A 12,310-nucleotide genomic window follows, 5' to 3' on the forward strand; every position below is an offset into this window, starting at 1 on the left:
GGGTGAAACTTTTTTTGTTTCCACAGGGTCACCCACAGGCTGTGCACAAGCTATGCCGCTTAGTGCACAGGTTTTCCACAGGCCGTGGGAATAGTGGGCTTTGCCCTTTGGGAAAGGAGGGCTAGCGTAGCGGAATACCTGTTTTTTGGGGGGCGAAAACGCTGCGGCGGAGTACGCGGACCACCACGGCGGATCCTGGATCCCGCCGCGGCGGACACTTCTGTGGATAACCTGTGGATATTGGGGATAACTCTTTGTGCACAAAGCCCATGGGCCCGACAGGGCGGCCGGCCAGTAATTGTCGGTGCCCTCCGGTAGACCTGACCTGTTGGGTGTGGTGCGGATGTCCCAAGACGCCCGCACCCCACAGGAAGAACAGCTTAACCACGGCGGAACCTTCTCGTTCCGCTGCGGCACACAATGGAGGACGGCAGCTTTGTCAGTAACGCACCTGGACCCGATCGAGGGCACCCGCGGATCCGAAAGCAGCCGGAAGCCTCCCCAGGACATCCCGGCTGAACAGTCCGTCCTGGGCGGCATGATGCTCTCCAAGGACGCCATCGCCGACGTCGTGGAGATCCTCCGTGGCCAGGACTTCTACCGCCCCGCCCATGAAACCATCTACGAGGCCATCATTGACCTCTATGGCCGCGGCGAGCCTGCGGACGCGGTCACCGTCTCAGATGAACTGACCAAACGTGCCGAGATCAACAGGATCGGCGGACCCGCCTACCTGCACGAACTCATCCAGACCGTGCCCACGGCAGCCAACGCCGGCTACTACGCCGAAATCGTGGCCGAACGCGCCGTGCTGCGGCGCCTGGTCAATGCCGGAACCAAGATCGTCCAGCTGGGTTACGGCTCCGACGGCGAAGTGGAAGACCTCGTCAACCAGGCCCAGGCCGAGGTTTACGCTGTGGCCGAGCGCCGCACCGCCGAGGACTACGTCGTCCTGAAGGACGTCATGGAATCCACGGTGGACGAGATCGAGGCCTCCGGCCACCGCGGCGAAGGCATGACCGGTGTGCCCACCGGGTTCTACGAACTGGACGAACTCACCCACGGCCTGCACCCCGGCCAGATGATCGTCATCGCTGCCCGCCCGGCTGTTGGTAAGTCCACGTTCGCGCTGGACTTCGCCCGTTCGGCGGCCATCAAGAACAACCTGGCCACCGTGATGTTCTCGCTCGAAATGGGCCGGAACGAGATCGCCATGCGCCTGCTCTCCGCCGAGGCCACCATCGGGCTGCAGGACCTCCGCAAGGGCACCATCAAGGACGAGCAATGGTCCAAGATCGCCACCACCATGGGCCGGATGAACGATGCCCCCCTGTTCATCGACGACAGCCCCAACATGTCGCTGATGGAAATCCGGGCCAAGTGCCGGCGCCTGAAGCAGCAGCACGACCTCAAGCTCGTGATCCTGGACTACCTCCAGCTCATGAGCTCCGGAAAGAAAGTGGAATCCCGCCAGCAGGAAGTCTCGGAATTCTCGCGTGCGCTCAAGCTGCTCGCCAAGGAACTCCAGGTCCCGGTGATTGCGCTGTCACAGCTGAACCGTGGTTCCGAGCAGCGCCAGGACAAGCGGCCCATGGTCTCGGACCTTCGTGAATCCGGCTCCATCGAGCAGGATGCTGACATGGTGATCCTGCTGCACCGCGAGGACGTCTACGACAAAGAGTCACCGCGCGCCGGCGAGGCGGACATCCTGATCGCCAAGCACCGTAACGGCCCCACCAAGGACATCGTGGTGGCTTTCCAGGGCCACTACTCGCGGTTCGCCAACATGGCAGCCGACGCCGGCGGCGGCGGCTTCTAGGGTCCGGTCACCGCAGGGCGCAACTTGGTTTAGCCGTGCGCCAGCAGGTGGTTGGGCAGCCGGTTCCCGGGGGCCGTGCCCCGGATTTCCAGCAGCTCGCGTGCGTGCGCGTGCAGCCGCTTGTCCTCCTCCGAGACCGGCACCCAGCGGGGGATGGGCACTGACGTGCCTTCGGCGTCGCGCGCCACCATCACGGTGAGGCAGTAGGTGGTGAGGTTCAGTTCCTTGCCCTTGGGATCCCCGGAGCGGACGTGTACGGCAATGTGCATGCCTTTGGTCCCCGTGTAGACCAGCCGCGCCTCCACTTCCACCACGTGTCCGATCAGCAGCGGACGGTAGAAGCGGACGCCGCCCGAGAACACTGCGACGGTGTCTTTCCCGGAATACCGGGATGCGCAGAGATAGGCGGCTTCGTCGATCCACTTCATGACAATCCCGCCGTGGACCTTGCCGCCCCAGTTCACATCCGTGGGGGCCGCCATGAACCGCAGCGTGACGCGTTCGGCCGTTCCGGCGTCGGTATATTCCTGGGCGTTCATGGCCTCGACGATCTGTTCACGGACCTTGACCCTGGCCAGGGCATGGTCGCGCTGTTCGATCTCCGCGGCCGTGACCGGCTCAAACTGTTTGACGGGGATGGGCTTGCCGTCCTCGCCCACAGCCACAAAGATCACCATGCACTGGCTGCGCATGGTGGCCGGGCCGCCCTTGGGATCCCCTGACGAGACAACCGTGCGGATGTGCATGGAGGACCGTCCCGTGTACACGATCGTGGCCTCAACCTCCACCATGTCGCCGCTGTTGACCGGGTCAGCGAAGTGGATGTTGCCCACATAGGCGGTGACGCAGTACGACTTGGCCCAGCCGACGGCGGCCGCATACGCGGCCTTGTCCACCCACTCCAGGACGGTCCCGGCGTCCACGGATCCGCTGTGGCCCACATCCATGGGGGCTGCCAGGAAACGGAGGGTTACGGAGTTGGCTGCGGTCTCAGTCATGCTGCGATCTTACTGACGCGGCCGGTTACCCGGGGGTTGGGGCTGACACATAGCCGCAACAGGAACTGCCCCGCCCGCCATGTTCGGCGGACGGGGCAGTCCTGTTATTGGTCAGGCCTTACGGCCCGTGCTTACTTCGCGCCGGTATAGATGATGTCCGGCTGCGCGGGCAGTTCCATGCCGACTCCGATGTAGAAGCTGGGGTGCGGCGGCTGGTTGTAGGCGATGTTCTCGCGTGCAACGGACTGCCGGTACACCGGATCGTGCATCAGCGTCCGGAGACGGACGTCGGTACCGGCTGTTGTGGTGTAGATCCGCAGTTCGGTGCTGTCCGACGACGGCCAGGCGAGTTCCTCACGCCAGTCACCGAGGAGATCGGCCTGGATGGCCGGGGTTCCCTTGGTGCTGTTGTTGGACTTCGCGCCGGCGGCTGTCAGGAGCCGGTCGCTGGATTCGGTTTCCCAGCTCCACTTGGAGATGGTGGGCGTTCCCTTGCTGGTGGTGGCGTCCCAGTCGTGGTCAACGATCTCCCGGAGCAGGTCACCGTCCCACCAGGCCAGGAAGTTGGCCGCCGGGATGTTGTTGGCGATCAGTTCACCCTTGGATGAGCGCAGCTCACCGACGGGGGAGTTCCACGCGGCGTCGCCGCCCACAGCCCAGCCTTCAGCCCCGGCGTACCGGGGATCGATGTCGCCGGCGGCCGCGCGGCCGGTGTCCTTGGTGGCCGGGATGCTCCAGAGGACTTCGCCGGTCCGGGAGTCACGGAACGTGGCGCCCCTGTTGCCGCTGGAACCCATGTCTTCGTGGGCCGCGAAGGTTTCGAGTCCAGGCCGGGAGGGGTCCAGGTCGGACGTGTGGATGGCGTCACCGTGGCCAAGGCCGGTGCTGTAGAGCGGCTTGCCGTTGTCGTCGATGGTCATGGAACCGAAGACGAACTCGTCCTTGCCGTCGGCGTCAACGTCCGCCACAGACAGGTTGTGGTTGCCTTGGCTGCGGTACTGGGTTCCTGCGATGTCTGAATCGAAGATCCAGCGTTTGACGATCTTGCCGCCTACGAGGTCGTAGGTGGCCAGGACGGTCCGGGTGTAGTAGCCGCGGCTGAACATCATGGAGGGGTGTTCGCCGTCGAGGTAGGCGACGGCGCCCAGGAACCGGTCCACGCGGTTGCCGTAGGCGTCGCCCCAGGCTGCCACGTCGCCGCGGGGAGGTTCGTAGGCCACGGTGTCCATGATGGTGCCGGTGGCTCCGTGGAACACTGAGAGGAACTCCGGCCCGGTCAGCACGTAGCCGCTGCTGTTGCGGTAGTCCGCAGTGGGGTTTCCGATCACGGTGCCAGCGGCGTCGCGGGTGCCGTCCGCCGTCTTCATCGCGACTTCGGCCTTGCCGTCGCCGTCGAAGTCGTAGGCAAGCAGCTGCGTGTAGTGCGCGCCGGCGCGGATGTTCGGTCCCATGTTGATCCGCCAGAGCTTGGTGCCGTCCATCCTGTAGGCGTCCACGTAGACGGTGCCGGTGTAGCCCGCCTGCGAGTTGTCCTTGGAGTTGGAAGGGGACCACATCTGGATGATCTCGTACGTGCCGTCGCCGTCGACGTCGGCAACACTGGAGTCACCCGCGGAGTACGTGTACGGCTGGCCGTCCTTTGTGTAATCGTCGGCAGGCTTGTCCAGCTTGACCGCCAGGTAGTCCTGCGCGAGCGGCGTGAACTCGGCGGTGAGCTGGTCCCCGCCGTTGCCTACGGCCTTGACCACATACCGGGACGCGGCGGTGCCTGTTGGGTCGAGGAACGTGGTGCTGTTCCGGATTGGCTCCTCGGTGAGCTGGGCGCCGTCGCGGATGATGTGGAAGCCGATCTGCTCAGTATCCAGGCCCAGCATTCGCCAGCCCACGCGGACACCCTGGCCGGTCAGGAGCGCAACGGGCGCGCGGTCCAGGTTCTCCAGCTGCCGGTTCACCACGGTGACCTTTTCGGTTCCGATGACTGCCGAGGGCGCGGATTCGCCACCTTTGTTCACGGTGGTCACGCGGTAGTAGAACTTGATGGTGGTCAGGACTGAGAAGTCCGTGAAGTTCACCTCGGTGGCCCGCCCGGCGTACTCGAACGGCCCATCAGGGGACGTTGACCGGTAAACCTGGTAGGCGGCCGCCCCGGAGACCTTCTGCCACTTGAGTGAGACGCTGTTCTTCTCGACTGCCTTGACGTCCAGCTTTGCGGTTGCCGCGGGGACCGCCGTACCCGGATCCACCAAGGCAACCTCGTAGGTGTTGGACGGAACGGACTCCAGGCCCGTGTTATCCACGGCCGTGACGAAATACTTGTACTTCAGGCCGGCGAAGGCCGTGCTGTCTCGGTAGGAAGCGGACGTGACGTTCTCGGCGATCAGTTGGGGCCCGGTCTCGAAAGAGGCCTGGCGGAACACCTTGTAGCTGGCTGCGTCTCCCACGGCATCCCAGGCGAGGTCAACAGCCGGCGGTTCAGCGCCGGCATCCACGGCTGTGGTGTGCAGGTTGGTGGGACCCACCAGCAGTGGGGTGACCTCGAGGCCGTTAAGCCGCTGGCCCGAGCCGCTGATGGTGAGGTTCAGCTGGCCGTCGGACACTAGGACCTGGTTGATGATCTTGGTAGCGGATGAGGCCTTGCTGGAGGCGACCTGGCCGTAGGGCGTGCCTTCGGCGGCGACGTCGGTTCGGGTGGAGCCGATCCAGTCACTGTGGTACGTCTTCAGGGCGTAGGTGCCGTTCGGGACGTCGAGCTGGAATTCGAAGCTGGAACCGCTCAGGACAAAGTCGCGCAGCAGGTTGGTGGTTACGGCGCCGCGGTCGCGGTCGCTGAGGACGGTGATGTCCTTGAACCCGAAGCCGCGCTGCGGAGTGTAGGCCATGGTCCGGTTGACCTCGGTGTATCCGGCCTCGAGCGGGGCTCCCACCGGGCCGAAATCGAAGCGGTATTTGGCTTCCTTGGTGGTCACGTTCAGGGTGTCGCTGGGTTCGGACAGGCCCTTGCCGTTCATGGCGGCGATGCGCACGTTGTAGGCAGTTCCTTCGGCCAGCCCGGTGAGGTTGGCGGTGGGTACGGTAGCCGTCGTGGCCAGCGTCCAGGAGCTCTCCGGTTCGGACGCGAGTTTCCGGTAGACCTTGTAGATGTCCGCACCGTCAACGGGCTGCCACTTGAGAAGCGCACCGGCGTTGGACACACTGCCGGCCACCAGGCCCTGCGGCTTCGCGGGAACGGCCGACGGCGGCGCGATCTCCTCAACGTGTGCGGCCAGCGGAAGGCTGAGCTGCTTCACGCTGCCCGCGATCAGGCGGGCGATCTGGATGGCGCCGTATTCCTGGAAGTGCGTGTTGTCCACGGTGCCGGTGGGCCGGTTCGGGTACACGCCGGCGTTGACGTGCAGGAACACGGACTTGGTGTCCTCCGGGCCGATGGCGTCATAATAGGCGCGGCTCAGGGCGGACAGGTCCACCAGGGCCACATTCTCCTCGGTGGCCAGTTCCTGCATCTTGGCTACGTACTCGGGGAAGCTGACGTTGAATTTTCCGGTGGCCTCGTCGTAGTCGCGCCGTCCCACCGGGGTGACCAGCACAGGGGTGGCGCCGCGCTGACGGGCACCGTTGACGTAGGTCCGAAGGTATTCCTTGTAGTCCGCCGGGGACGCGTAGCGGTCATCGACGCCGATGGTGGCATCGTTGTGGCCGAACTGCACCATGAGGTAGTCGCCGGGGTTGATGACCCGCAGGATCTCGTCGAGCCGTCCCTGGCTGATGAAGTTCTTGGAGCTGCGGCCGCCGATGGCGTGGTTCCTGAAGGCCACCTTGTCATCGAAGAAGCGGTCGATCATCTGGCCCCAGCCTGCCTGGGGAACAAAGCCGGCGTCGTAGGTCTGGACGGTGGAGTCCCCGGCAAGGTAGACGCCGGGGTCCGTGGTGGCAGTCCGCGGTGCGCGGGCGGCAATCACGAGTGAGTTGATCTTGGCCGCCGTCCCCGAGAAGTCCAGGTTCAGCTGCCCGTCCACCAGGGAGATGGGAAATTCCATCTCCAGGTACTGGCCGGCCGCCTTGTCCGTGAGCTGGACCTTGGCCATCTTCTCCGCCGTGATGGCGATATTGGTTGCTTCGGCGGCATCTCCGGCGATGAGTTTGACGGTGTAGTCGCCGTTGGGCAGGTCCACCAGGAAGCTGCTGCCCTGTGCCTGGACAAAGTCGGCGCGGAGGGCGTCGCCGGTGCCCCGGTCCACCCCGGATGTCACGGCCGTGTCCGTAAAGCCGAACTTGCCGGCGGCGGAGTACGCAGTGCCGGCGTCAACATGGGTGTAGCCGGCTTCGGTGCTGCCGGGGCCGAAGTCGAAGCGGAATCCGCTGCCCACGGGCGGCAGGGACGCGTCGGCCTCGACGGCCGGCAGGCCGGTGAAGGCAATGGCCGCGGAGGCGACGGCCGCCGTAACGGCTTTGGTGCCCGTGGACAGGCGCCTTTTGCTGCTGCGGCGCGGAGGACTGTCCTTGCCGAATGGGCTGCTGTCTTGAGGGGGATGGTTCACAAACATCTCCTTTGATGGGCTGTGGCGGGGTCCAACCACTGTGTCGGACCTTGGATCGTTTCAATGCGAACGGAAACTCTGCGGATGCTGCTTTGCCTGGGTTGGGCCGGCCAGCGGACTGGCGGCAGGAGCCGGAACGGAAGGTTGACGCCTCGGTGCTACGATCCGGGCGGCGATGCGGACCGCCCATGTGATCGCTCACAGGTTTACCAGTGCAACGTTGTAGAGGTCAAGCATTTCCTGATTGTTTTCTGGGAGTTTTTGATATCGAGTGTGTTGTTCTGGTGGACACTGACCTCTGGTGGAGGTTTCGCCGTGACGCAGTCGACGTCATTCAACTTGCATCACTATTGATAATGACTATCGTTAGCGACATGATAATTACTCATCTAAACTCCAGGCCGCTGCGCCTTTATCGGCCCGCGCTCCCGGCAGTTCTCGCGGTTTCGGCACTTCTCCTCACGGCGTGCGGGGCCGCTCCCGGCGAAGGCGCCGGGCCGTCGTCGAGCAACGGCGCTGACTCAGCTGGCACAGCCACGTCAGGGCAGGCGAAGGAAAGCCAGGCGCCCGCCCCCCGGCTGGTCATGACGCACGACTCCGGCATTACGGTCCTTGACGCGAAGACGCTCAAAGCGGTGGGGGAAACGCCCCTGGAGGGATTCAACCGCCTCAGCCCGGCCGGGGACGGCCGCCACGTCCTCGTGGCCACCGGCGACTCGTTCCGCGTCTTCGACGCCGGCGTGTGGACCGAGGCGCACGGCGATCACGGCCACTCGTATGCCGCAGCGCCGCAGCTGACGGACCGGGCTTTCAGCGCCAGTAAGTCCGGGCATGTGGTCCGCCACGCAGGCAAGACGGTGCTGTTCAGCGACGGGTCCGGCAAAGTGGAGGTCTTCGACCCTGCCACGTTGACTGACGCACTCAAGACCGGCCTCCCCGCGACTGCTGCGTACACCACGCCGGAAGCCCATCACGGCGTCGCTGTCGAACTGGCGGACGGCAGGCTTCTCGTCACCCTGGGCAACGAGGCCCGCCGCACGGGCCTGGCCCTCCTGAGTGCGCCGGACGGGCCTGGTGGGGAACGGCGGGAGCTGCTCCGCAACGAGGAATGCCCGGGTGTCCACGGCGAAGCGGTTGCCGGTGAGGAGACCGTGGTGGTGGGTTGCGAAGACGGCATGCTGGTCTACAAGGATGGCGCCATCACCAAGGTTGCCAGCCCCGATCCCTACGGCCGGATGGGCAATCAGGCCGGAAGCGACGCCTCGCCCGTGATCCTTGGCGACTACAAAGTGGACAAGGATGCTGACCTGGAACGGCCCACCCGCATCTCGCTCGTCAACACGGAGACCGGCCAGCTGCAGCTGGTGGAGCTAGGGGCCAGCTACTCCTTCCGCTCCCTGGGTCGCGGACCGGCAGGGGAGGCGCTGGTTCTGGGCACCGACGGGGCGCTGCATGTGATCGATCCGCTGACGGGGAACAAGACCGGCTCCATTCCCGTGGTTCCCGCGTGGGAAGAGCCCATGGAGTGGCAGGAGCCGCGGCCCACCCTGTTCGTCCAGGGCTCCACGGCTTACGTGACAGAGCCGGCGGGCTCCAGGATCCACGCAGTGGACCTGAAATCCTGCAAGGTGGCCAGGAGCGCCGACCTTGACCTTGTCCCCAACGAACTGACAGGCGTCACTGGCTGACCGTCCTGTTGACGCGGGAAGACAACAAAAAACGACGGCGGCGGGGCACCTGGGTGCCCCGCCGCCGTCGTTCGCTGCTGTGTGAACTGATTAGGCCAGCATGGCCAGCTTGGAGTTCGCTCGGCCAAAGAGGGCGCGGTCCACGGAGATGCGGCCGGCGCCCGTGAGGGCTACGGCCAAGGCGGCTGCTGCCAGGAGCAGCACCAGTTCGTAGCCGCCGGTTGCCGCGAACACGCCGGCGGAGGCGTGCACCAGGAACAGGGCGCCCAGCATGTCAAGGGCCAGGAGGAGTGCGACGATCCGGGTCAGAATGCCCAGAATGAGGGCAACTCCGCCGGCCAGTTCGAGGATGGCCACCGTCGGAGCGGCGATTTCGGCGGCGGGAACACCCATCTTCGCGAAGGCGGCCTGGGTGCCGGCGATGGTCCATTCGTTGAACTTCTGCCAGCCATGGGCGGCGAAGAGGAAGCCGAGGATGACGCGCAGGATAGTGACTGCGGTGGTGGTAAGCGGGGTCTGGTTCATAAGAGTTTCACCGTTTCGGATGTCGGTCGGGGCTGTTTGCGTACAAGCGGGCCGGATCGCAGCGTTGAAGCTTGAAGTCCCGAGTCTTCCAAACCTATAGTTGAAGTGTCAACAAATTGTGTCCGTGTGTGTTGTTTATCATGGCCGGACGGAGCCCTTTCGCGATCCGCGCCCCTGACAGCGGGCACTATGTCCGGGCACCCCGATAGGCTGGCAACCGTGCCACACCAATCCGCCCCTGCTGCCGCAAAAACAACCGCGGGCCACTCCCGGGAAATCCTGCGGCTCGCCGTCCCCGCGTTTGGCGCCCTGATTGCTGAACCGCTGTTCCTGCTGGCGGATTCCGCCATCGTGGGCCATCTGGGGGTGGCCCAGCTGGCGGGAGTGGGCCTTGCGTCCGCCGTGCTGCACACCGCTGTTGGCCTGATGGTGTTCCTCGCGTACTCCACCACACCCGCCGTGGCGCGGGCACTCGGCGACGGCCAGCTGGGCAAGGCGCTGGCCGCCGGGCGTGATGGCGTGTGGCTGGCGCTGCTGCTGGGCGTCCTCCTGGCTGCTGCAGGCTTCATTGCGGCCGATCCGCTGGTGGGGCTCATGGGCGCGGATGGCGCTGTCCGGGTCTTTGCTGCCGATTACCTCCGCTGGTCGATGCCGGGACTTGTAGCCATGTTGCTCATTTTCGCCGGCACGGGTGTCCTCCGCGGGCTCCAGGACACCCGCACGCCGCTGGTGGTCGCGACGGCCGGGTTCGCCCTGAATATCGTCCTGAACCTCTGGCTCGTTTACGGCCTTGGCTGGTCGGTCACCGGATCTGCTGTTGGCACCAGCATCGCGCAATGGGCCATGGCCGCCGTCTACCTCGTGATGGTCCAGCGCAACGCGTCCCGGCACGGCGTCAGCCTGCTCCCCGACTGGCGGGGCATCCGGGCCATGACGCGGATCGGATCGTGGCTGATGCTGCGCACGCTCAGCCTGCGCATCGCCATTCTGGCCACGGTTCTGGTGGTGACGGCCCAGGGTCCCGTCAACCTTGCAGCGCACCAGCTCGCCATGACCATTTTCTCGTTCCTCGCATTCGCCCTGGATGCCCTGGCCATCGCCGCGCAGGCCCTCATCGGCAAGGAACTGGGGGCCTCCAACCCCGCCAAGGCGCGGCTTCTCACCACCATCATGATCAGGTGGGGCATTGGCTTTGGCGTCGTTACCGGGGTCCTCCTCGCAGTGGCCGCGCCCTGGGCGGGGGTGCTGTTCACGTCCGACGCCGGCGTCCACTCCGCGCTGACCGTCGCGCTGTGGGTGCTCGCCGCAGGGCAGCCGATCGCGGGCTACGTGTTCGTCCTCGACGGGGTGCTGATCGGCGCCGGCGATGCGAAGTACCTGGCAATTGCCGGCGTCGCCAACCTTGCGGTGTACGTTCCGCTGCTCCTGGCCGTCGCCGGCTCGGGCGCCTCCGGCGTGCCGGGGCTGGGGTGGCTGTGGGCGGCCTTCGCCTTGGGGTACATGGCAGCACGCGCCGTGACCCTCGGGGTGCGGGCCAGGTCTGACCGATGGATGGTGCTCGGTTCGACGTAGCACCCGGGCCCACTAAACTGGACCGGTGACCCGCCCATTGACACCAGCTGAAGCCGCCCACGGTACCGCCCCCCAGAAGGACCTGTGGAAACCCGTGCTGCTGCGTGCCATTGCTGCCCTGGTGTTCGGGGCCGTGACGATCTTCTGGGCTGCACCGTCGGTGGAGGTCATGGCGTGGGCCGGCGGAATCTACCTGCTGGCCACCGGCATCCTCGTGCTCTGGGGTGTCCCCAAGGCAGGCTTCCGGCGCGAAGACGGGCCCGGAAAGCTGTTTTCAGCCGCAGGCTTGATCCTTGCGGGAACCGGCGTGGCACTGCTGCTGCTCCACGGCGACCTGCTCTTCGGCATCATCGCATCGCTGGGCCTGGGCCTTGCAGGCCTGATCGAACTGCTCTGCGGACTCCGGAATCGCCGCGGCCACGTGCTGGCCAGGGACTGGCTGGCCTCCGGCGTCATCGGCATCGGAACGGCCGCGGCGATCCCCTTTTTCATCAGCCTCGGGGCCCACGCCCTGCTGGGCGTCGCCGGCGGCGGCGCCATCATTGCCGGCGTGCTCTGGGTGCTGTCCGCGCTGACCCTGCGGCACGATGCCCGGGCCGCCGTCGTGAAGCCGTAAACTAGAAGCATACGGTTCTACCCAGCGTAGAAGTTTCGCCGTACAGACCCAACGCACCATTCGAACCGGGCACGCCTCCGCGCCGTGCCTGCAGGGGAGGAACCACCTTGGCAGACCAGCAACCAGGAAAACCGCGCAAGATGCGGACCTCGGTGAAGGGGCCGCTGATGTTCTCCGCGTTCTGGGCCGTCATCGCCTTTTTTGCAGTCCTCATTTTCGCTTCCGGCGGCAGCGCACGCGCCCCGCGCTTCGATTTGGCCTTCACCGGCGCCGGAATCGCGTTCATTGTCACGCTGGTCATCGCCGCCATGCTCTCGATGAGCTACAAGGACAACGCCGAGCACCTTGGCAAGGGTTCAGGTGTGAACCTGAGTTCGGCCCGCAAGCCCTCCCATGGATTCGGCGGCACGTCTCCGCAGTCCGGCCGCGAGGGCCAGGATGGTTCCCGGCCCGGCACTTCTGAGCCTGGCACCCCCGACGCCGACGGGCCATCCGGGCGCTAAGCCCCTCCATCGATTGCTCCGGGACGGCCCTCATGAGGGTTCAAAAGGGCGCTT

At 65.5% G+C, this 12,310-nt stretch carries 8 protein-coding genes; 5 read left to right on the forward strand and 3 right to left on the reverse strand.

What is annotated here, in order from left to right; genetic code table 11:
• The first annotated feature begins 436 nt into the window (after positions 1-436).
• Positions 437-1,819 (forward strand): replicative DNA helicase, encoded by a 1,383-nt coding sequence (gene dnaB / locus ABV518_RS06295; RefSeq protein ID WP_131131993.1) that lies wholly within the window; start codon positions 437-439, stop codon positions 1,817-1,819.
• A 29-nt stretch (positions 1,820-1,848) separates the two neighbouring features.
• On the opposite strand, the gene ABV518_RS06300 is transcribed toward dnaB, so the two are convergent.
• Positions 1,849-2,817, reverse strand: a complete 969-nt coding sequence (locus ABV518_RS06300; RefSeq protein ID WP_367765985.1) for an acyl-CoA thioesterase — start codon at positions 2,815-2,817, stop codon at positions 1,849-1,851.
• A 131-nt stretch (positions 2,818-2,948) separates the two neighbouring features.
• Positions 2,949-7,352: an SGNH/GDSL hydrolase family protein gene (locus ABV518_RS06305; RefSeq protein WP_367765986.1), complete on the reverse strand. Its 4,404-nt coding sequence runs from the start codon at positions 7,350-7,352 to the stop codon at positions 2,949-2,951.
• A 356-nt stretch (positions 7,353-7,708) separates the two neighbouring features.
• Here ABV518_RS06305 and aztD point away from each other — a divergent pair, with 356 nt between their 5' ends.
• Positions 7,709-9,040 (forward strand): zinc metallochaperone AztD, encoded by a 1,332-nt coding sequence (aztD, locus tag ABV518_RS06310; protein WP_367765987.1) that lies wholly within the window; start codon positions 7,709-7,711, stop codon positions 9,038-9,040.
• Positions 9,041-9,130: 90 nt separating this feature from the next.
• Here the strand turns inward: aztD and ABV518_RS06315 are convergent, their stop codons facing one another.
• Positions 9,131-9,565 carry a DoxX family protein gene (locus ABV518_RS06315; protein ID WP_367765990.1) on the reverse strand — a complete coding sequence of 145 codons (435 nt, stop codon included), beginning with the start codon at positions 9,563-9,565 and terminating at the stop codon, positions 9,131-9,133.
• A gap of 219 nt (positions 9,566-9,784) precedes the next feature.
• Between ABV518_RS06315 and ABV518_RS06320 the strand changes: the two genes are divergently transcribed.
• The 3 genes from ABV518_RS06320 (at position 9,785) to ABV518_RS06330 (ending at position 12,256) form a co-directional block, all read left to right on the forward strand.
• On the forward strand, positions 9,785-11,137 hold the full coding sequence (locus ABV518_RS06320; RefSeq protein WP_367765991.1) for an MATE family efflux transporter: 1,353 nt from the start codon (positions 9,785-9,787) through the stop codon (positions 11,135-11,137).
• 25 nt (positions 11,138-11,162) lie between these two features.
• Entirely contained in the window at positions 11,163-11,753 is a 591-nt protein-coding gene (locus tag ABV518_RS06325) for a hypothetical protein (protein ID WP_367765993.1), read from the forward strand.
• A 107-nt stretch (positions 11,754-11,860) separates the two neighbouring features.
• A complete protein-coding gene (locus ABV518_RS06330; protein ID WP_367765994.1) occupies positions 11,861-12,256 on the forward strand; it encodes a hypothetical protein in 396 nt (131 codons plus the stop codon).
• Positions 12,257-12,310 lie beyond the last annotated feature (54 nt).

The organism is Arthrobacter sp. HS15c (assembly GCF_040812005.1).
Classification (GTDB): Bacteria; Actinomycetota; Actinomycetes; order Actinomycetales; family Micrococcaceae; genus Arthrobacter.

Bases quoted from the DNA above. Each gene is read 5' to 3' on its own strand.
- ABV518_RS06315 (WP_367765990.1), bottom strand. From the start codon at position 9,565: ATGAACCAGACCCCGCTTACCACCACCGCAGTCACTATCCTGCGCGTC.
- ABV518_RS06300 (WP_367765985.1), bottom strand. From the start codon at position 2,817: ATGACTGAGACCGCAGCCAACTCCGTAACCCTCCGTTTCCTGGCAGCC.
- aztD (WP_367765987.1), top strand. From the start codon at position 7,709: ATGACTATCGTTAGCGACATGATAATTACTCATCTAAACTCCAGGCCG.